General features: G+C 72.2%; 27 protein-coding genes. 12 read left to right on the top strand and 15 right to left on the bottom strand.

Annotated elements, in window-relative coordinates; translation table 11 throughout:
• Positions 1 to 22 precede the first annotated feature (22 nt).
• Both ACFYP3_RS02750 and ACFYP3_RS02755 read left to right on the top strand, forming a co-directional pair.
• Positions 23 to 2,956 carry a BTAD domain-containing putative transcriptional regulator gene (locus ACFYP3_RS02750; protein ID WP_388825634.1) on the top strand — a complete coding sequence of 978 codons (2,934 nt, stop codon included), beginning with the start codon at positions 23 to 25 and terminating at the stop codon, positions 2,954 to 2,956.
• Positions 2,957 to 3,048: 92 nt separating this feature from the next.
• Complete coding sequence (locus tag ACFYP3_RS02755; RefSeq protein WP_388825637.1) at positions 3,049 to 4,245, top strand: FAD-dependent monooxygenase; 1,197 nt, start codon at positions 3,049 to 3,051, stop codon at positions 4,243 to 4,245.
• On the opposite strand, the gene ACFYP3_RS02760 is transcribed toward ACFYP3_RS02755, so the two are convergent.
• Together ACFYP3_RS02760 and ACFYP3_RS02765 are read right to left on the bottom strand one after the other, a co-directional pair.
• A complete protein-coding gene (locus ACFYP3_RS02760; protein WP_388825640.1) occupies positions 4,221 to 4,688 on the bottom strand; it encodes an NAD(P)-dependent oxidoreductase in 468 nt (155 codons plus the stop codon). The genes ACFYP3_RS02755 and ACFYP3_RS02760 overlap by 25 nt on opposite strands.
• A 266-nt stretch (positions 4,689 to 4,954) precedes the next feature.
• Positions 4,955 to 6,073, bottom strand: coding sequence for an alpha/beta hydrolase (locus ACFYP3_RS02765; protein WP_388825643.1), 1,119 nt, complete (start codon positions 6,071 to 6,073; stop codon positions 4,955 to 4,957).
• A 317-nt stretch (positions 6,074 to 6,390) separates the two neighbouring features.
• Between ACFYP3_RS02765 and ACFYP3_RS02770 the strand changes: the two genes are divergently transcribed.
• Positions 6,391 to 6,594, top strand: a complete 204-nt coding sequence (locus ACFYP3_RS02770; RefSeq protein ID WP_388825646.1) for a cold-shock protein — start codon at positions 6,391 to 6,393, stop codon at positions 6,592 to 6,594.
• 101 nt (positions 6,595 to 6,695) lie between these two features.
• Here the strand turns inward: ACFYP3_RS02770 and ACFYP3_RS02775 are convergent, their stop codons facing one another.
• Complete coding sequence (locus ACFYP3_RS02775) at positions 6,696 to 6,926, bottom strand: hypothetical protein (protein ID WP_388825649.1); 231 nt, start codon at positions 6,924 to 6,926, stop codon at positions 6,696 to 6,698.
• 47 nt (positions 6,927 to 6,973) lie between these two features.
• A complete protein-coding gene (locus ACFYP3_RS02780) occupies positions 6,974 to 7,132 on the bottom strand; it encodes a hypothetical protein (RefSeq protein ID WP_388825652.1) in 159 nt (52 codons plus the stop codon).
• 157 nt (positions 7,133 to 7,289) lie between these two features.
• Between ACFYP3_RS02780 and ACFYP3_RS02785 the strand changes: the two genes are divergently transcribed.
• Positions 7,290 to 7,631 carry a hypothetical protein gene (locus ACFYP3_RS02785; RefSeq protein WP_388825654.1) on the top strand — a complete coding sequence of 114 codons (342 nt, stop codon included), beginning with the start codon at positions 7,290 to 7,292 and terminating at the stop codon, positions 7,629 to 7,631.
• Positions 7,632 to 7,695: 64 nt separating this feature from the next.
• On the opposite strand, the gene ACFYP3_RS02790 is transcribed toward ACFYP3_RS02785, so the two are convergent.
• Together ACFYP3_RS02790 and ACFYP3_RS02795 are read right to left on the bottom strand one after the other, a co-directional pair.
• Positions 7,696 to 7,974 (bottom strand): hypothetical protein, encoded by a 279-nt coding sequence (locus ACFYP3_RS02790; RefSeq protein ID WP_388825657.1) that lies wholly within the window; start codon positions 7,972 to 7,974, stop codon positions 7,696 to 7,698.
• Between the two features lie 209 nt (positions 7,975 to 8,183).
• Complete coding sequence (locus ACFYP3_RS02795; protein WP_388825660.1) at positions 8,184 to 8,702, bottom strand: lamin tail domain-containing protein; 519 nt, start codon at positions 8,700 to 8,702, stop codon at positions 8,184 to 8,186.
• Between the two features lie 447 nt (positions 8,703 to 9,149).
• Here ACFYP3_RS02795 and ACFYP3_RS02800 point away from each other — a divergent pair, with 447 nt between their 5' ends.
• Complete coding sequence (locus ACFYP3_RS02800; protein WP_388825663.1) at positions 9,150 to 9,794, top strand: ATP-binding protein; 645 nt, start codon at positions 9,150 to 9,152, stop codon at positions 9,792 to 9,794.
• On the opposite strand, the gene ACFYP3_RS02805 is transcribed toward ACFYP3_RS02800, so the two are convergent.
• Complete coding sequence (locus ACFYP3_RS02805; RefSeq protein ID WP_388825666.1) at positions 9,791 to 10,552, bottom strand: SDR family NAD(P)-dependent oxidoreductase; 762 nt, start codon at positions 10,550 to 10,552, stop codon at positions 9,791 to 9,793. The genes ACFYP3_RS02800 and ACFYP3_RS02805 overlap by 4 nt on opposite strands.
• Before the next feature lie 145 nt (positions 10,553 to 10,697).
• On the opposite strand from ACFYP3_RS02805, the gene ACFYP3_RS02810 reads away from it, so the two are divergent.
• The 4 genes from ACFYP3_RS02810 (at position 10,698) to ACFYP3_RS02825 (ending at position 13,826) form a co-directional block, all read left to right on the top strand.
• A complete protein-coding gene (locus tag ACFYP3_RS02810; protein WP_388825669.1) occupies positions 10,698 to 11,441 on the top strand; it encodes an AraC family transcriptional regulator N-terminal domain-containing protein in 744 nt (247 codons plus the stop codon).
• 47 nt (positions 11,442 to 11,488) lie between these two features.
• The gene (locus tag ACFYP3_RS02815) at positions 11,489 to 12,229 is read left to right on the top strand and encodes a ferritin-like domain-containing protein (protein ID WP_388825672.1); all 741 of its coding nucleotides are present in this window, start codon (positions 11,489 to 11,491) and stop codon (positions 12,227 to 12,229) included.
• A gap of 86 nt (positions 12,230 to 12,315) precedes the next feature.
• Positions 12,316 to 12,954, top strand: coding sequence for a TetR/AcrR family transcriptional regulator (locus tag ACFYP3_RS02820; protein WP_388825675.1), 639 nt, complete (start codon positions 12,316 to 12,318; stop codon positions 12,952 to 12,954).
• A complete protein-coding gene (locus tag ACFYP3_RS02825) occupies positions 12,951 to 13,826 on the top strand; it encodes an alpha/beta fold hydrolase (RefSeq protein ID WP_388825678.1) in 876 nt (291 codons plus the stop codon). Before ACFYP3_RS02820 ends, ACFYP3_RS02825 begins: the two co-directional genes overlap by 4 nt.
• Here ACFYP3_RS02825 and ACFYP3_RS02830 read toward each other — a convergent pair.
• From ACFYP3_RS02830 to ppk2, 3 genes are all read right to left on the bottom strand, one after another.
• Entirely contained in the window at positions 13,812 to 14,039 is a 228-nt protein-coding gene (locus ACFYP3_RS02830; protein ID WP_388825681.1) for a hypothetical protein, read from the bottom strand. The genes ACFYP3_RS02825 and ACFYP3_RS02830 overlap by 15 nt on opposite strands.
• Positions 14,040 to 14,115: 76 nt before the next feature.
• Complete coding sequence (locus tag ACFYP3_RS02835) at positions 14,116 to 14,997, bottom strand: trypsin-like serine peptidase (protein ID WP_388825684.1); 882 nt, start codon at positions 14,995 to 14,997, stop codon at positions 14,116 to 14,118.
• A gap of 107 nt (positions 14,998 to 15,104) precedes the next feature.
• Positions 15,105 to 16,076: a polyphosphate kinase 2 gene (gene ppk2, locus ACFYP3_RS02840; protein WP_388825687.1), complete on the bottom strand. Its 972-nt coding sequence runs from the start codon at positions 16,074 to 16,076 to the stop codon at positions 15,105 to 15,107.
• 164 nt (positions 16,077 to 16,240) lie between these two features.
• Here ppk2 and ACFYP3_RS02845 point away from each other — a divergent pair, with 164 nt between their 5' ends.
• On the top strand, positions 16,241 to 16,624 hold the full coding sequence (locus tag ACFYP3_RS02845; RefSeq protein WP_388825690.1) for a toxin Doc: 384 nt from the start codon (positions 16,241 to 16,243) through the stop codon (positions 16,622 to 16,624).
• A gap of 67 nt (positions 16,625 to 16,691) precedes the next feature.
• On the opposite strand, the gene ACFYP3_RS02850 is transcribed toward ACFYP3_RS02845, so the two are convergent.
• On the bottom strand, positions 16,692 to 17,243 hold the full coding sequence (locus ACFYP3_RS02850) for a DoxX family membrane protein (protein ID WP_388825693.1): 552 nt from the start codon (positions 17,241 to 17,243) through the stop codon (positions 16,692 to 16,694).
• Positions 17,244 to 17,382: 139 nt separating this feature from the next.
• Between ACFYP3_RS02850 and ACFYP3_RS02855 the strand changes: the two genes are divergently transcribed.
• On the top strand, positions 17,383 to 17,952 hold the full coding sequence (locus ACFYP3_RS02855; protein ID WP_388825696.1) for an HXXEE domain-containing protein: 570 nt from the start codon (positions 17,383 to 17,385) through the stop codon (positions 17,950 to 17,952).
• A gap of 95 nt (positions 17,953 to 18,047) precedes the next feature.
• Here ACFYP3_RS02855 and ACFYP3_RS02860 read toward each other — a convergent pair whose 3' ends face one another.
• A complete protein-coding gene (locus ACFYP3_RS02860) occupies positions 18,048 to 18,356 on the bottom strand; it encodes a hypothetical protein (RefSeq protein WP_388825699.1) in 309 nt (102 codons plus the stop codon).
• Positions 18,357 to 18,575: 219 nt separating this feature from the next.
• On the opposite strand from ACFYP3_RS02860, the gene ACFYP3_RS02865 reads away from it, so the two are divergent.
• Positions 18,576 to 18,836 carry a WhiB family transcriptional regulator gene (locus ACFYP3_RS02865; RefSeq protein WP_388825702.1) on the top strand — a complete coding sequence of 87 codons (261 nt, stop codon included), beginning with the start codon at positions 18,576 to 18,578 and terminating at the stop codon, positions 18,834 to 18,836.
• 118 nt (positions 18,837 to 18,954) lie between these two features.
• Here ACFYP3_RS02865 and ACFYP3_RS02870 read toward each other — a convergent pair whose 3' ends face one another.
• The 3 genes from ACFYP3_RS02870 to ACFYP3_RS02880 form a co-directional block, all read right to left on the bottom strand.
• A complete protein-coding gene (locus ACFYP3_RS02870) occupies positions 18,955 to 19,872 on the bottom strand; it encodes a hypothetical protein (RefSeq protein WP_388825705.1) in 918 nt (305 codons plus the stop codon).
• Positions 19,873 to 19,977: 105 nt separating this feature from the next.
• Complete coding sequence (locus ACFYP3_RS02875) at positions 19,978 to 20,517, bottom strand: GNAT family N-acetyltransferase (protein ID WP_388825708.1); 540 nt, start codon at positions 20,515 to 20,517, stop codon at positions 19,978 to 19,980.
• A gap of 294 nt (positions 20,518 to 20,811) precedes the next feature.
• Complete coding sequence (locus ACFYP3_RS02880; protein ID WP_388825711.1) at positions 20,812 to 21,186, bottom strand: hypothetical protein; 375 nt, start codon at positions 21,184 to 21,186, stop codon at positions 20,812 to 20,814.
• Positions 21,187 to 21,414 lie beyond the last annotated feature (228 nt).

The raw sequence follows: 21,414 nt of genomic DNA on the forward strand, positions 1-21,414 counted from the left end.
GCGCCGTGAATAATCAACCGCCATGAGGTTCGGCATACTTGGCGAGACCCGGGCATGGCACGGCGGCGGCGAGGTCCCGCTGGGCGGTCCGGCACGGCGGGCGCTGCTCGCCCTGCTGCTCGTGCGCCCCGGGAAGGTCGTCTCGGTTGACCGGCTGGCCGAGGAGATCGACCCCGCCGGGACGCGGTCGGCGCATTCGCTCCAGTCCCAGGTGTCCAGGCTCCGGGCCGCACTGGGGGACGGGGCCGCGTTCGAACGCGCCGGGACGGGCTACCGCATCCTCGTGGACCCGGAGGACGTGGACGCCTGCCGGTTCGAGCGGCTGGCCGGAGAGGGCCGTGCGGCGCTGGCCGACGGTGATGCCGGGCGGGCGGTCGTGCTGCTGCGCGAGGCCCTGGAGTTGTGGCGGGGACCGGCGTTGGCCGACGTGCCCGAGAGCGAGACGGCCCAGGCAGCCGCCGTACGGCTGGAGGAGCACCGGCTCGGGGCGCTCGAAGACCGCATCGAGGCCGGCCTCCGACTCGGCGAGCACCGGCCGGCCGTACCGGAGCTGCGCGAACTGGTCGCCCGCCACCCGCTCCGGGAACGCCTGGCGGGGCTCCTGATGCGGGCGCTGTCCGCAGAGGGCGGGCAGGCCGAGGCCCTGGTGATGTTCGAGGAGACCCGGCGGCACCTGGCCGACGAGCTGGGCGCCGACCCCTCGGCCGAGTTGACCGCCCTGCACCGGGAGCTGCTGAGCGCCGACCCGGAGCCGTCGCCCGCCGCGCCCCCCGCGCAGCTGACGAGCTTCGTGGGCCGCGCCGCCGAGGTCGCCGAGGTCGCCGAAATGCTGCGGGTGGCCCGGCTGGTCACCCTGATCGGGCCCGGGGGCGTCGGCAAGACCCGGCTGTCGGTCGAGGCCGCAGGTCTCGTGCGCACCGGCGGCGCCGCGGGCGGCGGGGGCGCGGCGGACCAGGTGTGCTTCGTGGAGCTGGCCCCGTTGCGCGACGGTGCCGGGCTGCCGCAGGCCCTGCTGGCCGCCCTCGGCCTGCGGCAGAACGGGCTCCAGATGGACGGCGGCGCGACCACGCCCGTCGACCGCCTGATCGCGGCGCTGTCCGACCAGGTGCTGCTGCTCGTCCTGGACAACTGCGAGCACCTCGTCGACGAGGTCGCCGGGCTGGCGGCGCGACTGCTGGCGACCTGCCCGCGGCTGCGCGTGCTGGCGACGAGCCGGGAGCCGCTCGGCATCATCGGCGAGCACCTCTTTCCCGTACGGCCGCTCGACGCCGACGCGGCCGTACGGCTGTTCACCGAGCGGGCCGCGGCCGTGCGGCGCGGCTTCGCCGCCGCCCCCGCGACCGTACGGCGGATCTGCGCGGCACTCGACGACCTGCCGTTGGCCATCGAGCTCGCGGCGGCGCGCTCGCGCACCCTGGACATCGACGACCTCGCGGAACGCCTGGACGACCTGCTCGGCGTCGCCCGCGGAAACCGTACGGCCGACGAGCGGCACCGCACCCTGCGCTCGGTGGTCGCGTGGAGCTGGGACCTGCTGTCCGAGGCCGAGCAACGGGCCGCACAGCGGTTCACGGTCTTCGTCGGCGGCGCGACGGCCGAGTCTGCGGCGCGGGTGTGCGGCATCGACGGCGAGACGCTGGAGTCGCTGGCCGACAAGTCGCTGCTCGACACCGCGGACGGCCGCTACCGGATGCTGGAGACGATCCGGGCGTACGGCGCCGAACGGCTCGACGCGGCGGGCGAACACCACTTCGTACGGCGGGCCCATGCCCAGCACCTCCTGGAGCTGGTGCGCACGGCCGATCCGCGTCTGCGGCGGTCCGAGCAACTGGACTGGCTGCCCGTCGTCGCCGCCGAGCACGGTGACCTGCTGGCGGCGCTGCGCTGGGCGGTCCGCGAGCCGGACGTGAAGACGGCCTTCGAGCTGCTCGCCGCCGCGTTCAACTACCTGTGGATCCGGGGCGCGTCCGCGTCCGTCGCGCCGACGGCGATCGAGCTGCTCACGGCCGTCGGCGAGGCGGTCCCCGACGGGCTCGGCGAGGAGTACGCGACGTGCGTGCTGCTCGCCGCGTCGGCGTCGGGCGACGCCGGGGAACAGCTGTGGCAGCTGCACCGCGCCGCGGCCGGCAAGGCGCTGGCGGCCGCGTGGCCCGGCGACCGGCGGGGCCGCTACCCGGTCACGCTGTTGCTGTGGATGATGCGGAACGCGGTCGGGTCCGATCCGCAGGGAGCGTACGAGCTCGTCTCCGCCCAGCGGGACTGCCCCGACCCGTGGGCACGGGCCGCCGCCCACTACGTGTCGGGCTTCGGGCACCTCGGCAAAGGGGACCGGGAGGCCGCCGAGGACGCCTTCGGCCAAGCCCTGGACGGATTCCGTTCCCTCGGTGAGCGCTGGGGCGTCGCCTTGGCCCTGGGCACGCTGGCCGACGCGGCCGGCGCGCGCGGCGACCGGACGCGCGCGATCGCGCTGACCGACGAGGCCCTCGTCCTCACCGGACGGCTCGGCGCCCTGGAGGACAGCGCCGACCTCCTGGTCAACCGGGGCGACCACCTCGCCGGGGACGATCCGGCAGCGGCCCGTACCGACTACGCCGAAGCGGCCGCGCTCGCCCGCCGCGCCGGCAGCTCCACCTACCTGGCGGCGGCCCAGCGCGGCCTCGGCGACCTCGCCCTGGACGAGGGCGACCTCGCCCTGGCGGAACGGCTGTACACCGACGCGCTGGAACGGATCGACCCGCACTGGATCAAGAGCCTCGGGCCGCGGGTACGCACGCTCACGGGCCTCGGCCGCGTCGCCGCGGCCCGGAGCCGGCACGCCGAGGCGCGCAAGCGCTACCGGCAGGCCGCCGAGGTCGCCGACACGGTGGGCGCGCCCGTACCGGAGGTGCTGCGCATGTTGGGGCTGTCGCAGGACGTCGTCGAGTCCGTCCTCAAGGCCGCGGCATCGGGCCGGTGAGGGCGGCGTGCACACCGGGGCGGGCACCGCCTTCCGGCCGCGGTGAGCGCGGGGTGAGCCCGCGGTGAGCGCCCCCCGGCAATCTCCGGGGCATGACGAACCTCAAGGTACTGATCTCCGGCGCCTCCGTCGCCGGCCCCGCGCTCGCCTACTGGCTCCACCGGCACGGCTTCCAGGCCACCATCGTGGAGCGGGCCCCCGCCCTGCGCGACGGCGGCTACGCCGTCGACTTCCGCGGCGAGGCCCACCTGACGGTCCTGCGCCGCATGGGCATCCTGGCCGACCTCGAAGGCGCCCGGACCGGCACGGGCTCGATGTCGTACGTCAACAGCGCGGGCAAGCCGCAGGCCAAGCTGCCGGCGGACCTGTTCGCCGGGGACATCGAGGTGCTCCGCGGAGACCTGGCCCGGATCCTCTACGACGCGACCAAGGAGCACACCGAGTACGTCTTCGGCGACTCCATCACCTCGCTCACCGAAGACGCCCACGGCGTGCACGTGAGCTTCGAGCGCGGCGCGCCGCGCCGGTTCGACCTGGTGATCGGAGCCGACGGGCTGCACTCCCACACGCGCCGCCTGACCTTCGGGCCCGAGGAGCAGTTCGTCAAACACCTCGGCGTGAACTGCGCGATCTTCACCACCGCCAACCACCTCGGCCTCGACCACACGGGGCACGCCTACCGCACCGCGGGCCGGCTCGTCGGCATGTACAGCGCCCGCCACAACACCCAGGCCAAGGCCGTCTTCTACTTCGCCTCCCCGCTACTGGACCTGGACCGTCGTGACGTGGCGCGGCAGCAGGCCGTCCTCACCGAGACCTTCGCGGGCAACGGCTGGGAGAGCGACCGGCTCCTGCACGACATGCGGTACGCCCCCGACTTCTACTTCGACTCGGTCGGCCAGGTCCACATGGACAGCTGGTCCCGCGGCCGCGTCGCCCTGATCGGCGACGCCGCCCACTGCCCGTCCTCGCTGTCGGGCATGGGGTCGGGGCTCGCCCTGGTCGGCGCCTACGTCCTGGCGGGCGAACTGGCCGCCGCGCACGGCGACCACCGCGTCGCGTTCGGCCGGTACGAGCAGGAGATGCGCGAGTACGCCACGGGCTGCCAGAAGATGGGCGACGGCGTCGCCAAGCTCATGGTCCCCGGAAACCGCCTCCTGGCCACGCTCCTCAACCGCTACTACAAGGTCATGCCCTACCTGCCGGGCAAGGACATGGCCGCCAAGATCGCCCGCAAGGCCGCGGAGAACATCACCCTCCGCGACTACCGCGACCTCGCCCGGCGATAGACGTACGGCACGCCGCGCCACGCAGAACGGGCCGACGGGTCGGCCATGAGCGTGCCCATTACCAGCTTCGCCGCCGTGGCCTGGAAGAGGGACTGGCGTCGGGTGGTGTCGCCCGAGCCGAGGGCCGAGAGCCAGACGAGACGCTCCACGCCGGCCGCGGCCATGGCCTCCAGGACGGGACCAGCGGTGCGGGTGGCGAGCGTGGACTTGTAGTCCTTGCCCGGACCCAGGGCGCAGATCAGGGCCTGGCTGCCCCGAGCAGCCCGTTCGACGTCCGCGGCCAAGGCGGCGTCGCCGATGACGACCGTGACGCGTGCGTCGTCGCGCTGCGGCAGCCGGGACGGGTCACGAACCAGTGCGGTGACCCGGTGCCCGGCCGCGAGGGCCTGCTGGAGTACCTGCCGGCCGATGGGGCCCGTCGCGCCGAGGACGGTGAGCTGCACGAAGCGGCCTCTTTCTGCGTGCGGCCGGCCCTTCGGGCGAGGCGCGGCGCCGGGGCGCCCGTACGCGGCGGACCGCGGCGGGCCGGCACACGATGGCACCGGCCGCGAGCGCGATGCGACAAGACGCCCGTGCCGGACCGGTCACGAGCCTAGCGGGGCGGGCCGGCGCGCGGCGGTCGCCGCGACCGCCCTGGCTGCCGTACGCTCCCGGCCGCTCGGCGCTCCCGCGCCGGTGGCCCCTGGGCCGGTGGGCCTGCCGCGGCCCCCTACTGCGGCTTCGGGCCCTTCATCAGCTTGCTGAGCTCTTCCAGGGGACCTTCCTGCATGCCTCGGACGTAGTCCCAGCCGTTGTGGTCGCCGCCTTGGATCTCGTGGATCGTCACCTTGATCGGGCCCTTCCCGAACTGCTGCTGGAATTTCTCCATCCGGTCGCGGCCGCCCTCCTTGGTGCCGTACTGGAAGAGGACGTTCACCTCGGGGCTCTTGGCGTTGATCAGCTTCGGGGCGAGCTTCTCGGGGTTGTTCGCGTCCATTTCCGCCTGGTGGCCCTTCCAGAGCGGGGAGTCAGGGACGATCTCGCCGCCGTTGGCGATGACGGCCCGGAAGCGGTCCGGCCGCTGCAGGAGCTGCTTGAGGCCGACGAAGGCGCCGGAGGAGTTGCCCATGAATGCCCAGCCGTCGCGGGACTTGTAGGTACGGAAGTTGGCGCGGGCGAGGTCGGGTACGTCCTCGCCGATCCAGGTGCCCATCTTGGCCTGGCCGGGGATGTCGGAGCCGTCGTAGTAGTACTTGCTGTCCGGGTTGAGGATCGGCATGACCAGGATGTACGGGAGGCTCTTGCCGGTTGCCGCGCCCTCCGCGATGGCCTTCTGGAGGCCCAGCTTCGGCATGGTCGCCCAGTAGTTGTCGGCGTTCCCGTTGCCTCCGGGCAGCGCGATCATGACGGGGAAGGCGCTCTTCGCGTACTCCGGGCGGTCGTACTCCTTGGGCGTCCACACCCAGACGCTGCCGTCGAAGCCGGACTTGGCGCCCTTCACCCGGGCCTTGGATATGCGGGTGCCGTCGTCCAGCTTGACCGTCTGCTTGAAGTCGGTGAACGGACCGGTGGGGAGGGATATGTCCGGGTCCGCGCTCGGGGTCGAGGCCGGCTTCCCGCCGCCGGTGTCGGCGACCTTGTCCCCGTTCTTGCCCGGTCCGGCAGGGGGCTTCGCGTAGCTGACGGACTCTCCGTTGCCGTCGAACCAGTCCGTCGTCCAGTAGATCAACCCGGCGCCGGCGCCGGCCAGCAGGGCCACGGCCACCGCGGAGCCGATCCACACCTTCTTGCGGGATCGCCTGGGTCGCTGCGGCTGCGGCTGCGAATGCGGCTGCGGGTATTCGTGCACGAACGTTGCTCCGAACGGGGCGGCTGCCCTCGGGTGGGCAGAACGGGTGGGTCCTTCTCTTTGGATGCGCTTCGCGACCCCCAGGTTGCAGAAATATGCAGCAAATGTCATTTAGGTTTCAAATGAGTGGGCCCGTAGCGCTGCCCGCGGCCGCTGCGGAAGGGACCGAAAGGGAGAAAGTGTCACGGCACGCTGGGCGTAAAAGTCGGTGAGTCGCGCCGTCGACGGGTAGAACGGACGCCGGGTGCCTTCCGGCGACGGACGGTGCCCGACCACAGACCAGCCGGGACCCCCGGCGCTATCGAAGGACAAGCAGCATGGCCAGCGGCACCGTGAAGTGGTTCAACGCCGAGAAGGGCTTCGGGTTCATCGCCCAGGACGGCGGCGGCCCGGACGTCTTCGCCCACTATTCCAACATCTCCGGCAACGGATACCGCGAGCTGACCGAAGGCGAGCCGGTCACCTTCGACGTGACCCAGGGCCAGAAGGGCCCCCAGGCCGAGAACATCATCCGCGCCTGACGAACCCGCGACCGAAGAGGAGGGGCCCGGCCGTGCCGGGCCCCTCCTCTCGTCCCGGCCCCCGCCGTCCTGGAGCACAAGACGGAGGTGAGGTCTCCGCGTCAGACTGAGGCTGCTTGGGGGACGGGGACTGCGGGCAGAGCGAGGCGGGCCCCCAGGCGGCAGCGCATCTCCTCGGCGGCCTGACGTACCTCTTCCGAGCGGGTCTCTTCCCGGAGGGCGCCAAGAAGCATCATGACCGCTCGCGCCTCGTCCCCGGTGAGCAGCTTCAGGCGGGTGTCGGTGACGGCGTCCAAGAGCACGCCGAGGAAGTCCTCTTCGTCGATGTCCATGCCGGAACAACGCGGTACCGCACCGCCGGTCACCCCGGAGCCCCCGGTCAGCCCCGGAGGTCGGCCTCCCAGTTGGTGCGCTGGATGCGTACGTCGATCTCACGGATCTCGCGGGTGGCGTCGTCGGCGGCCGAGGTGAGCACGGAGTGGTGCAGGCGCAGGGTCCCTTGGCGCTGTTCGTCGTGCGGTGCTGCCGCGTCGATCACCCTACGTCAGCTCGTGGGCAGGCCCTGGGCGCGAGCCGGAACCAGGGGTGTGGCGATGACCTCGGACCGGCTGCCCGGGCCCGGACGAGGCGACCGTTCGTATGACCGGGGGAGGCTCTTCCGGTGATGGACGGGGGGCTCGCGGGGCGGACGGGGGGTGGGAGGGGTACGTCGTCTTCGCGGTGACGACGCCGAGCACCCTGAGGAGACCAGCGATGTACGCAGCAGTCCGAAGGTACGAAGGCGTGACGACCCGGCCGAAGCCGGACGCCTCGTCGACGAGGGGTTCGTGCCGATCATGCGCCAGGTCCCCGGATTCGTGGCCTACTACTGGGTCGATGCCGGCGGTGGGGTGATGGTGTCGACCAGCGTGTTCCGGGACCGTGCGGGGGCCGAGGAATCCATCGAGAGGGCGGCGGAGTTCGTACGGGAGAACCTCGCCCCGCTCCTCCCCAACCCGCCGCAGGTCACGGCGGGCGAGGTCGTCGCCGCCGCGTAGCGGCGTGGCACGCGCCCCCCGGCTGCGCCGGGGGGGCGAAGGAGGTCCTGGCCCCTGGCGGCAGCTACGAGGCCGCGCACCGTGCGGGCGCGGCGGTTCGGGGTGCTATCCGCATGCGGGTCCCGTCCCACTGCACGGTTTCCGCGGGCAGGATCAGCAGACCGGCCTCGCTGTCGCTCCAGGCCGCACCGATGCGACGCACTTGCACGGCGGCGCCGCCGGCGCCGGCCATGTAGACCGTCGGGTCGACCTCCCAGCCGCGCGCGGCCAGCCACACCTCAAGTCGGTCCATGGCCGAAGCGGCCGCCCCGCGCGGCCACGTGTACGTGTTCTCGCCGTCCATGTTTGTTCCCCCCGTCGTGGTCGGCCCTTCGGCCACGAACGATGGTCTCAGGTGGCACTGACAACGGCCTTTCGATTTCACCGCCGTCCCCGTCCGCCGGGCCGCCTGCCGGCCCTCGGCAGGAGCGTGCCGCGGCCGGCTGCCGCGGCACGCTCCTGCGGGGCGGGCCGGCAAATCACTCTCCCCGATGGAGTGGCTGCCGGTCCGGGTCAGCGGCGGTGGTCGCCCTGGTGTCCGCGGTGGCCCCAGCTCGCGGTGTCGAGGACGCGTCCGCGCTCGTCGCGGAGGGTGGCGGTGTCGCGCTCGTCCCAGATCTGGTGGCGGCGGTCCTGGTAGACGTCGCGGTGGGTGTCGCGTCCGTTGCCGGTGTGGACCTTGACGCTGGAGCGGCCGTCCAGGCGGAGGTGGTCGAAGCGGTAGCGGTTGCCGTCCTGGTCGGTGAGCGTGAAGCCGCGCAGGTTGACGGCGCCCCGGCCGGTGTTCTTCACCTCGACCCATTCGCGGTTCAGCGCGCGGTTGCCGCGGGCGCGGTCGTGGTCGTCGTCGCGGTCGTGGTCGCGCCCGCGGCCGTCGTGCTGGACCTCGCCGATGACGATCGAGGAGTGCGGGCCGTGGTGGCCGCGCCGGTCGTCGTCGTGAGCGGCGGCGGGGACGGCGGCCGCGCCGACCAGGGCGCCGGCGGCCAGGACCGCGGCGAGGAGACGGCGGGTGGCGGGGGAAGCAGACATGCAGATGGCTCCTTGAACAGTCAGCCCGGCCCGGCGTCGTGCGAGCCGGGCGGGCTCCGTGCGGTTCTCGACGTCTGCCGAGGAGCCACACTCTGGCCCGAACCATCGCCAACCGCCACAACCCATGAGATGTGTTTCTCAATGCGGACATGTCCGTAACTCTCGCCTGTAAGGAGCAAGCGTCAAGGCCTGGTTGACGTGAGGGAGGCGGGGTCGGCTGCGGCTCACGCGTTGTCGGAGCAAGGAGGTTTCGGCCACATAAGCAGTTCATTCGCGCCAGGTCGTGCACGGTGCGCCGAACGGGTTCAGGCTCGTGTAACGGGCGCTCCCGCCGTATGAATCCCGTTCAAGCCCGTTCAAGCCCGTGCCATCCCGTCGAATCCCGTGCGCATCGGCCAAGGGGTGGGCGGCCCCCGGGCCGTCATCACCAGGTGGGACACTTGGCTGATGGACGTATCGAGGGCCTCTTGGGTCAACACGACGCACGACTGGTCAGGCCTCGTCGATGCCGCTCATCTGGCGGACATCCGGCGGAGTCCCGCGGAGTTCGCTCCGGACGGACCCTGGCACCTCGTCCTCGAGGTGCTCGCCTACGCCGCCGACGAAGCGTCGAGCAAGGGCGGGGGACGCTGCGTCGTCGTCCTCCATCCCGACGGTTCCCTGTCCGTCCGGGATGACGGACGGGGCACCGACACCCGCGTGGACGAGCACGGCCAGGTCGTGAAGAAGCCCGTCATGGCCACGAAGGACCTCCGGTTCTTCGATTTCCCGCAGGCCGAGACGTTGCCCGACGGCCATCCTCGGCGCGGCATGTCCGTGGTGGCGGCGCTCAGCGAGTGGCTCGCCCACACCAACCGCCGCCTCGACGGGGCCTGGACCCAGCGCTACGAACAGGGCGTGCCCGTCACCGGACTTGAGCCCGTCGACGCCGACGGCACGACCGGGACGCTGGTCCACTTCCGGCCGGACACGTCATGGGGCCCGGTGACCCTGCCTCCGGCCGGCGACCTCGCGCGCCTGGCCGCGCTCTGGCCGCATCTGGAGGTGCAGGTCGACGACAGGCGCGTTGACGCTCCGGAGGCCACGGCCTAGAGCTGGTAGCCGCCGGAGACCTCGATGTCCTGGGCGGTGATCCAGCGGCTCTCGTCGCCGACCAGGGTCGCGATCAGCGAGCCGACGTCGTCGGGCTCGCCGACCCGGCCGAAGGCGGTCTTCGCGGCGAGGGCCGGTACGACCTCGGGGAAGCGGGTGAACGCGTCGTCGGCGAGCCGGGTGCGGGTGGCGCCGGGCGAGACGGCGTTGACGCGGATGCCGCGCGGACTGAACTCCTTGGCCATGTAGCGGGTCAGCACGGTCAGGCCGCCCCTCATCGCCGCGTACGCCGCGTAGCCGGCCTCCAGCCCGGAGGTCGCGGCCGCCGCGCTGCTGCTGACGTTGACGACGGATCCGCCGTCGGCCGTCAGCGGGAGGAGCCGCTGGGTCAGGAAGTACGGGCCCTTGAGCAGGACGCGCGTCAGACGGTCGAAGTCCTCCTCGGTGGTGTCCTCGATCAGCGATGTCTGCGCGATGCCGGCGTTGTTGACCAGGTGGTCGAAGGTGTCGCGGCTCCAGGTGGTGCGGAGCGCCTCGGCCACGCGATCGCGGAAGCCGTCGAAGCGGGCGCTGTCTCCGAGGCCCAGGTGCAGCGCGACGGCCGTGCCGCCCGCCTGCTCGATGGCGGCCTCGGCGTCCGCGGCGCCCTGCTGGTTGCGGCCGTAGGTGAGGATCACTCCGATCCCGCGTTCGGCGATCCGGAGGGCGGCGCTCTGCCCGATGCCGGAGCTGGCGCCCGTGACGACGGCGACCTGCATGAGGGTCCTCCTGGGAGTGCGTGGGGATGCGGTATCCCCATTGGACGCCTCTGACCTGCTGTTCCAGTAGCACGATCGTCCGGGAGACGTGCCTGATCCTCCCGAGCGCGGGAGGGGGAGCCCGGTCCTGTGCTGCACTGGAACCATGGATCTGGAGGAGCTGCGGAGCCTGCTCGCCCGGCACGCGCGCCCGGACGCGACCACGGCCGTCGACGGGGTGCTCGTATCGAAGGTCGACAGGTCGGAGGCGCCGGAGCCGGCGACCACCGGCACCGTGCTCGCGGTCATCGCGCAGGGCACCAAGCGGCTGGCGCTGGGGGACCGGGTCCTGGAGTACGGCGCCGGGCAGTACCTCGTGGCCTCCGTCGACCTGCCGGTCACCGGCCGGTTCCTGCGCGTCGGCCCGGACTGCCCGGCCCTGGGCTTCGGCCTGGTGCTGGAGCCGTCCGACATCGCCGAACTGCTGCTGCTCGCGGGTCCCGGTGACGTACCCCGGGCGGGCGACGGCGCCGTGCCGGCCCTCGCCGACAGCGGCCTGAGTCAGGGGGCGCGGGCGGTGGCGTGGATCCGCAGCCACTACGCCGAGCCGTTCCGGGTCGAGGACCTGGCACAGCTGTCCGGCATGAGCCAGTCCGCCTTCTACCGCAACTTCCAGGCCGTGACCGCGATGAGCCCGCTCCGGTTCCAGAAGCAGATCCGGCTCCAGGAAGCACGGTTGCTGCTGGCCGCCGGCCCGGGTGACGTCACGGGGGTCGCCCACCGTGTCGGGTACGACAGCCCGTCGCAGTTCAGCCGTGAGTACCGGCGGCAGTTCGGTGCGCCGCCCAGCAAGGACGCCGCCCGCGTACGGCTCATGGACGCCCGTCGGCCTTCTGTTACCGGGCCATGACACTCCAACACTTTTGAACACGCTCAACAGTCGCTAAATTCTTGAACATGATCAAAATTGGGTACGAGTCGTGGGTGAGCGATTTCCAGGCCGAGCGGGAGCGCCGGGCGGTTCAGGGCGATCCCGACTGGGGGAAGGGCGCGCGGCTGCCGGCCGAAATCGTCCGCAGCGTCCAGAAGTTCCAGGTCGGCGAGGACGGCGACGGCGCCGCACTCTCGGGCAAGGCCGATCTCGCAGGTGACGCGGTCTACTCCGAGGCGGTCCGGCTCTTCATCGCCGAGGAGCAGAACCACGCGCGGATGCTGAAGCTCCTGCTGGCAGCCGGGGGAGAGGGCACCCTCGACGGGCACTGGACCGACGCGGCCTTCGTCCGGGTGCGGCGGCTGCTCGGACTACGGGTGGAACTGCTGGTGTTGATGATCGCCGAGGTGGTGTCGCTGGGGTACTACCGGGCCCTGCGCGACGGCGCCGCCGACCCGCTGGCCTCCGAGGTCGCGGGTCGGATCCTGGCGGACGAGGAGCGGCACGTTCCGTTCCACTGCCTGCGCCTGCGGGAGGGCCTCGCCGGGCTGCCCCGACCTGCCCGCCGGGCGGTGACGATCGGATGGCGCGGACTGCTGGCCGGCGCCGCCGTCCTGGTCGCGGTCGATCACGGGCCGGCCTTGCGGACCCTGGGGGTGGGTCGCGGTGCCTTCGTCGCGCAGACCCTGCGCTCCTCCGCGTGGATGGCCCGCGCCATGTCGGGCGGCCCGGTTCCCGCACCGGCGGGGGTGGGCGCCGGAGTGTGACCTCCGCCGCCGGTTTGCCCGGCTCAATCTGGAGGCATCTCTAAATTGAGAAGAGTCTCTAATTTTTGCAGGAAGGCGGGGCGCCCGTGCCGACCGAGCGCGCACAGACACCCCGAGGAGGCCTGCGCGAGCAGCACAAGGCCCGCAGGCGGGCCCGGATCCTCGACGCGACGCGCGAACTGCTCCGGGAGGGACCGGAATCGGTGATCGGCACCGAGCGGATCGCCGAGCGGGCGGAGGTCGCCCCGGCCACCGTCTACAACCTGATCGGGCCGCGGGAGAAGATCTGGCAGGCCCTCGCCGACGCCTTCATGGACGAACTCGAGGTCCGGCTCGCGGCGCTGGGATCCGCTGACCCCCGGGACGTCGTCAGATCCACCGTCCAGCTGTTCGTCGGCGACCCGGTCGTGTCCCGTCGTATGGTGCGCGGCTGGGAGGAAAGCGGCCTCGTACTGGACCGCGGTCCGCTGGTCCGGCTCCGCCGGGCGATGGCGGACGCACGGACACGGGGCCTCCTGCGCGCCGACGTCGACACCGACGCGCTGGCCACCGCGGTGAGCACCTCGTGCGTGGGTGCGCTGCACCAGTGGGTCGCCACCCTGATCGACGACGACGAGTTCCTCGCGAACGCCCTGTTCGCCTTGGAGGTCGCGCTCGCCGCGGCGGCCGCGGAGCCCTACCGCGATCAACTGCTGGCGCCGCTGCGCACGCGGGGCGCGGTATGACGGCCGGCGCGGCGCCACGGCGCCGGGACTTCGTGGGACACGGCGGGATCCGGCTCGCGGCGGACGTGTGGGGCGCGCAGTCCGCTCCCCCTCTCGTCCTCCTGCACGGCGGCGGCCAGACGCGGCACGCCTGGGACCGGACCGGCCCCCGGCTGGCCGCGCTGGGATGGCGGGTCATCGCACCGGACCTGCGCGGGCACGGCACCAGCGGCTGGTCGGCCGACGGGGACTACGCCCTCGACCTGTTCGCCGAGGACGTCCGGGCGATCGTCGCCCGGCTCGACGGCCGGCCGGTGCTCGTCGGTGCCTCGCTCGGGGGCCTGGCTTCGCTGCTCGCCGCCGGAGAGGCGCCGCAGGCGGCGATCCGCGCCCTGGTGCTCGTCGACGTCGCCCATCGCCCCGATCCCCGCGGGTTTCGCCGGATCGTCGCGTTCATGCGCGGCCATCCGGACGGATTCGCCGACGTCGGCGAGGCGGCCGCCGCGGTGTCCGCCCATCTGCCGCACCGACCGAGGCGGGCCGACCCCGAGGGGCTACGGACGAACCTGCGGCGTCACGGCGGCCGCTGGGTGTGGCACTGGGACCCCCGGATGCCGGACAGCTTCGAGGGCCGGATGGACCCGCCGGGCATGGCCGAGCGCCTCCTCGACGCCGCGCGTCACGCCGACGTGCCGACCCTGCTCGTCCGCGGCGGGATCAGCGACGTGGTGCGCGCGGACGTGGCCGAGGAGTTCTGTGCCAGGGTTCCCCTCGCACGGCGCGTCGACGTCCTCGGCGCCGGGCACATGGTGGCCGGCGATCGGAACGACCACTTCCTCGACGCGATCGTCCCCTTCCTGGAAACCGTGGGACGGACGCTACTCGGGGACTGACAAGCCCAGTTCACGCAGGCGGGGCAGGCAGATCTCGAGGCACTGCTCCACCGACGCGGCATCAGTGCGCACGAGGACGTCGTCACGCAAGGGGGCGCCACTGGCCACCAACGTCCAGGGCCGCCGCCTTTCCGCCATCCGCTCGGCATCGGCCTTGAACAGCACGGTGACGCCCTGTTCGGCCAGTGCTTCCATGATCGCGACAATGTCCACTGGTGACTCCTCAAGTTGATCGAACACACCGCGGTGAACCTATCCGCCAGACGACGGACGCGCGGTCCCACCCGTCTCACCCGTGTTCCGACTGGGCGTAGAGCCTGCCGGCGAGGGCGCCGAGGGCCGTGCCGTAGCTGTGGGAGTCGGCGCTGCTGACGTTCACGGCGACGACGGTGCCCATGCCCACCGGATCGAGGTCCACGAGGTACGGGCCGCCGCTCGAACCGACGCCCATGACACAGGGGATCCGGAAGAGGTTCGGTGCGCGCCACGGCCGGGTGCCGGGGCCCTCGCAATGCAGCACCCGGCTCGTATAGGGGTATCCGAACTGGTGGGTCGGGTTCGCCGGTTCGGCGCCGAAGGCGATCCTCTGGGATCCGACCACCGCCGAGACGGTCCGTCCGTCCGCGGCGCGGTTCATCTCCAGCATCGCCACATCGTTGCCGTCGCTCTGCCAGTCCTCGGCCATGTGCACCCTGCGCACGGTGAACCCGCCGTAGGGGCTCTGCCCGTCCCGGTAGCCGGGAACGAAGTACAGGTTCTCGTCCCATGTCGCCGTCCGCGAGGACCCGTCGGCGAGGCTCGTGCGCACGCAGTGGGCGGCGGTCACGACGGTGGTCGTGCCGACGACCGTCGCGGTGCAGGCCGCGTCCCGCCCGCCCGTGCCGTAGATGCGGCCGACGGTCAGGGCGATGGCGCCCCCCGTGTCCCATTCCGGCTGCGGGAAGTGCGCGGACCGGTCGCTGTTCGCCATCCGGGCGACCCCCTGGCTCACCCAGTACTGCTCGACCTGCTGCTGCTCGGCCGCGCTGAGCGCCGCGTCATGGGCCAGGACCTTCTGCTCCGCCGCCCCGGCCTCGCCTGTCTTCGCCGTGCGCGAGTACGGTCCGCATCCGGCGACCGATACGAGCAGCACCCCTGCCGCCGCCCAGCCGCGAGCCCGTCTGAATGCCATGTGCTGCGCCCCCCAAGATCAGCTCAGGCTACTTCAGGGCGCGGGCGGCTCGGGAAGAGCGCGGGTCAGGGGTCTACCGGTTCCGGTCCCGGTCCCGTCTGCGGCGCTTACGGTTGCGGATGCAGGCCGGGGCCGTGGGGTGGGCCGGCCAGGGGAGTGGGGGAGAGGTCGGTGGGTTCCTCGCCGGCCTCCAGGAGGGTGTCGGCGGCACCGACGATGAGGGGGTCGGGGTGGCCCACCGCCGCCTCGTCCTTCCCGTCGTAGTCGATGCGCGACAAGAGGCTGCGCATCGCCTCCAGCCGGCCCCGCCGCTTGTCGTTGCTCTTGACCACCGTCCACGGGGCGTGCTCCGTGTCGGTCGAGCGGAGCATCGCGACCTTCGCGGCGGTGTACGCGTCCCACCGGTCCAAGGAGGCCAGGTCCGTGGGTGACAGCTTCCACTGCCGCACCGGATCGACCTGGCGTATCGCGAAGCGGGTGCGCTGCTCGGCGCGGGAGACCGAGAACCAGAACTTCACCAGCAGGATCCCGTCCTCCACGAGCATGGACTCGAAGGTCGGACACTGGCGCAGGAACAGTTCGTACTGCTCCTGGGAGCAGAAGCCCATGACCTTCTCGACGCCGGCGCGGTTGTACCAGGAACGGTCGAAGAAGACGATCTCACCGGCCGTCGGCAGATGGGCGACGTAGCGCTGGAAGTACCACTGGCCCTCCTCCCGCTCGGTCGGCTTGTCCAGAGCGACGATCCGTGCCCCACGGGGATTGAGCCGCTCGGTGAACCGCTGGATCGTGCCGCCCTTGCCCGCCGCGTCCCTGCCCTCGCAGATCACCACCAGCCGCGCCCGGGTGTCCTTCACCCAGTGCTGCAGCTTCAGGAGCTCGATCTGCAGGATCCGCTTGGTGCGCTCGTACTCCTTCCGTCGGATCTTGCGGTCGTACGGGTAGTTCTGCTGCCAGGTGCGCAGCGGCGCGCCCGCCGAGTCCAGCAGCACGGGCTGTTCCGGCCGGCGGTCGTCCACTCTCAGCCCCGTCAGCAGGTCCTCCTCGACCTCCGGCGGCTGGAACTCGTGGTCCTTCATGCGTGGCCCCTACCCATCCGATACGCCCCGATGTCCGTGTCCGCGAAACGTATTCACCGAGGTATTCATGGCTGCATACTCTGAGGTGTGGCAGACAGTGACGCGAAGATCCACCCGGCAGCCGAGGGCCGGACTGCGGCCGGCCCGGATCGGGCGGCCTGATCTTGCAGCTGCACATCGACATCCGCTGGCTCCTGGACCGGCAGGAGGAGCTCCTCGGCAACGAGCTGGGAGTGTCGGACTACTCCGGTCTGGTGGCCGCGGTCGCGCGGCACCGGGTGAACACCCCGGCGCTGGCGGCCGACGAGCCGGACGCGTACTGGCGGTCGGCGGCGCTGCTGGAACAGATCGTGCTGCTGCGCCCGCTGCCGGCCAGGAACGAGTACTTCGGCTACGGCGTGGCGGTGGCCTACATCCGGGCCAGCGGCCAGGACGTGGACACCGCCTTCGCACCCTGGCGCGACCTGATCACCGACATCCGTACCTTGCGCCTGAGCGTGTACGACGTCGCCGACCGCCTGCGCTCCATGCGTCGTCCGAGGTCCTGATCGAGTCCGTCGAGGCCCTCGAGGCAGTAGACGACCTGCGGATACGCGAGCGTGGTGGCCGTACGCGTCAACGGGAACCCGTGAGCGAGGCCGCGACCGACCTGGCGTGGTCCGCCGTACGCGCCGCGGCCGTTTCGACGGGGCGGCGGACGGCACGGACCGGGTGCCGGTGGTCGAGTGCGTGCCGGGAGCGGTAGGCCAGCGACGGCTTGCCGTGCGTGTCCGCGGCGGCGATGAGGAGCGCTCCCAGTGCGGACAGGTCGGTCAGGAACTGAGCGCGCTGCCGCGCGCGCTCCTCCGGGTCCTCCACCGTCCAGAAAGCGTGTGCGGCGAGGGTGGTCGGTACCAGCGTGGTCGCGAGCGTGAGCGCGGCCAGGCGCGGGGCGCGCCCCGTCGCGAACAGCAGGCCCGCCGCGGCCTGGATCGCGCCGGTGGCACGCACGAGGCGCAACGGATCCCCGGCAAGGGCGGGCACGCGCTTCCCGACCGCCCGGACGACGGGCCGGACGACGGGTTGGGCCACTTCCGCCACGGCCTCGGGGCGGCGCAGGGTGCGTAGCCCTCCGGTGACGAAGGGAGCGGCGAGCAAGGGACGGGCGAGCTTTCGTACGACAGCCATGTCCCGCTGATGCCCCGTCCCGGCGCGTTCACCCGGTCCGAGAGCCGAACGCGTCGGTCGCGGTCCGGACCGTGCCGCGTGATCGTTTGTCTGATCTCGGCCCCCTGAACGGGTGAGGGTCCTGGCAGACTTCCTGGTCATGAGCGGAAACGAGACGGGTCGGAGCGGCAGGAGCATCGGCGCCGGTGTGACTTTCGGGTTGCTGGCCGCGTGGGCGCTGCACGACGCGGAAGAAGTGGTCGCCGTGCCGGGCTGGACGCAGGCCCGGGCGCCTCGGTTACGGGCGCGGTTCCCGGGGGTGCCGGAGGGGATATGGCGGCAGTTGGAGTCCATCGACCGGCGTGAGTTCACGTTCGCGGTCGCCGGGATGGGCGTGGTGGTTGCCGCGGCGGCTGCCGACGGGCACCGTACCGGCGGGCGCTCCGCCTTCTACCAGGCCGCCCTGAACGGGTTCGGGCTGCACGGTCTGGTGCACCTGGCGCAGGCCGCCGTCGTACGCGGGTACACGCCGGGCTCCGTCACCTCGCCCCTGGTGGTGATCCCCTTCACGCTCTGGGCCCGCGGCCGGCTGCGGAACGCGGGGGTCCTGCGCCCTGCGCGCCCCCTTGACGCCGTGCAGGGCCTGGCGCTCGCCGCGGCAGCCACGGCCGGGACCCATGTGCTGACGCGACGGCTGCTGCGCGGGGCTCGCACGACGTCCCGCACGTGATCACAGGGGAGCCGGTTCGAACGGTTCGAACGGTTCGCACGGTTCGAGCACCGACGCCCTGCCGCGGGCCGAGGGACGCGCGAGCTGAAGGGATCTCAGAATTCCCCTTCGAGCCCCGTGACGGCCGGAGGCCCCAGGGGCGCGTCCTTCTCGGAAAACCCCAGCTCCTCAAGGGCGTCGGCCAGCAGGCGGACGGCTTGGGCCTCCGCCGTGGCCCGGTCCGCGGCCTCGATTTCGAGCCGGGCGGAAAAGGTTCCGCCCTCGTGGACGGTGAGCAGTTCCACGTCCTCGGCCTCGCTCAAGTCCGTGTGGTGCGAAGCCAGCCTCCTCGCCAGCTTGGAGCGGGCTGCGTCGTCGACGTCCCTCAGGAACGTGCCGGGCACGGTGATGACATAGGTGGACACTGCTGCCTCCTGTAGGTGGGCGAAGGGCTGCGTTGTGAATGCCCCAGTCTCGCGCTTCAAACCTCCCCAAGCCCGGCACATCGGCCTGCCGGGTGTCGCCGCGCGGCGCACGCCCCGGGACGGGCGCCCGCAATCAGTGGCGCCTGCACTGAATAGAGCTGCCGGTTCCGGCCAGGAGCGAGGCGTGAGGATCCGGACGAATTGGATGGAGGAACGACGATGAACTGGCGCCAAGAGGCCGCCTGTAGGTGGGAAGATCCCGATCTCTTCTTCCCGGTGGGCTCCAGCGGCCCGGCCCTCGTCCAGATCGAGGAGGCCAAGGCGGTGTGCCGCCGCTGCCCGGTCCAGGAGCCTTGCCTCCAGTGGGCCCTCGAAGGAGGTCAGGACTTCGGTGTGTGCGGCGGCATGAGCGAGGAGGAACGCCGCGCGGCCAAGCGGCGCGCCGCCCGGGCCGCCGCCCGCGGACGATCGGCCGGCTGACCCGTGGCCGGCAGCGGACGGCCGGCTCGCCCCGCGCGGGTTGCGCCGGTTTCGGCGCCGACGGGCCGGGAGCGGGCGCGACCCGGAACGCGACCCAGACCGCGCCCGAGACCGCGCCTCAGAACACGTGGCTGATCCGCTTGCCCCGGATCAGCGTTTCCAACTCGGTTTCCGACAGCGGGTGCAGGGTGTCCAGGAGGTGGCGCAGCCCGGCTTCGTCGAGGGACTGGCTGCTGACCTCGACCTCCTCGTTCCCGTGGCGGCGGGTGAGGGTGACCACGCGGGGTGAGTCGCGTACGGCGCGCATCTCGCCGTGCGCGTCGACCGTGCAGGCCACCGCCTCGTCGGCGGGTTCGGGGCATCGTGGCGTCGGCGTGAGCGCCGAGCGCACGACCAGGCCCGCGTGCCCCAGATCGGACCCCTCCACGACGGGACGGTAGTCAACGAGGAAGCCGGTGGGTTCGACCTGGGCGTGGGCCACCCGCATGCCCGGTGGCGCGTCGCCCAGGTACAGCAGCTGCGGATGTTCCCGGTACCGGGTGAGCTGCGCCTCGTGCCGGCGTTCCTGTACCCGCGCCGGGCCGGCGAAGCCCCCGTAGGCCACCGCAGTCGCGAGGGCGGCCGCCGCCCCGACCCGCACCCACCGGTTCGGCACGAAGAACGCCGCCGCCACGGCGTACGGCACCCCCGTCAGGGCCAGGCGGGTGCCGGCGCTCCCCAGGGGAACGTCCTGGTCGTAGGCGAGCAGGCCCGCCAGGACGCCGAGCGTTCCGAGGACGAAGACCAGTACGGCCCAGCCGAGCCGCTGACGCCCGGAGCCGCACAGCGGGACCACGGTCCGTGCCGGTATGCCCGCCGTGGCCAGCAAACCCACCGCCAGCGGCAACCCCAACGCGAGGACGCCGACCAGCCCACCGGCTCCACCATCCCAGGCCGCGAACAGCAGCCCGACGCCGAGCGCCGGCACCACGGCCGCCGTCACGGCCCAGACCAGTGAGAGATGCAGGGCCGTCAACGCCCCTCGGTCACTTTTCACAGCCCGGAGCCTGTCAGCCGGGGCCGCGGCGCGCATGAGTCCCCGTACTCAGAACCGCCCCACGGTCTGCGACAGTTCCCCCGCCACGCGGCGTGGAGCGTCCCGTCAGGTCCTGGCCCCACGGGCGATGCGGTACAGCACGTTCGGACGCAGCGGCCCTTCCGGCACCGTGGGGTCGTCGAAGTCGTCAGCCGGATTCCGCGTCATTCCGATGCGGCGCATCACCGCCTGTGAGCGGTGGTTCGTAGCCGTCGTCACGGCCAGGATCTCCGGAAGTCCCAGAGTGTCGAACCCGTGGGCGAGGACCGCCCGCGCGGCCTCGGAGGCGTAGCCGTGGCCCCACGCCGAGCGGGCGAGCCGCCAGCCGATCTCCACCCCGGTGAACGGCATGCCGTCATCCACCTGGTCCAAGCCCGCGAAGCCGATGAACTCACCCGTCGCCCGCACCTCGACCGCCGACCACCCGTAGCCCCGTTGGTCGAACTCGGCCTGGAACCGCGCCACGGAGGCATCGCTCCGCTCACGGGTCAGCAGGTCGCCCAGGTGCTCCCGTACCTCGGGATCGGCGTTCATCGCCGCCCAGGGTTCGAGATCGGAGTCACGCCATCGACGGACGGTGAGGCGAGCGGTACGCAGTTCGGTCATGCTGCCCAGCCAACGCGAAGCCCAGGCCCCGGGGCAATCCGTTTCTGGAGACGAGACGGCCACCGCCCCGCGGGCGCGCGGCGACCTCCCGTGGGGAGCCGGGAGGACGACGGCCCGGAGGAACCGGAGCCACACCATAGGCACGGGGCCGGACGGGCCGATAGGCATATGACACGAGAGATTCCGGATCCAGTCGGCGACGCCGCCGCGGGACCGGTTTGTCACTCGTCACCCACCCCCTACGTGCACGGCCGGCGCCCCCGAGCAGCCCGCGGTGAGGTGCGCAGGGGCGGTCTAGCGGCAGCGTCCGGAGAGCCAGGGGGTGAGCGAGGCGCCCAGGATGCGCTCCTTGTAGGTCTCGTCGCCGGGAAGGGGGACGTAGAGCCGGTAGCCCGGCGGGAAGAACCGGCCTTGTACGAAGGCGAGTCCGCTGTAGACCGACGTCAGGAACGGTGGGACGGAGTTTCGGGGGACGTCGTGGAACTCCACCCCGTCCACAGTGATCGTCGCGTCGTCGTCCGGGAAGATCCGGACGCTGACCGTGGGGCTGCCGCCCAGTTCCACGAACGCCTCGTGCGGCAGCGAGCCGTCGGGGTCGACGACGGAGAACAGCGGCGCGGAAGTCCTGCGGGACGTCTGGTCGGCGCCGATGTCGTCGGTGACGGCCATGGCCAGCCCGTACTCGGCCGCGATGGCCCGAATCGCGGCGACGGCCGATTCGGTCGTCGGCAGGTGGGGGGTACGTCATGATCCAGATGATGCCCTACGGGGCCTCGACCGCGGCCGCGGTCCGAGGAGTGCAGGCTGTCACCCGTTCGGGTGCGGCGGGCGTCCTTCCTCCCTTGGCGCGCGGGCGCCGTGGGCCAACGTTCCCGCCGGGGGGCCCGGGTGGGCGAT

The organism is Streptomyces sp. NPDC005533 (assembly GCF_042871845.1).
Classification (GTDB): domain Bacteria; phylum Actinomycetota; class Actinomycetes; order Streptomycetales; family Streptomycetaceae; genus Streptomyces.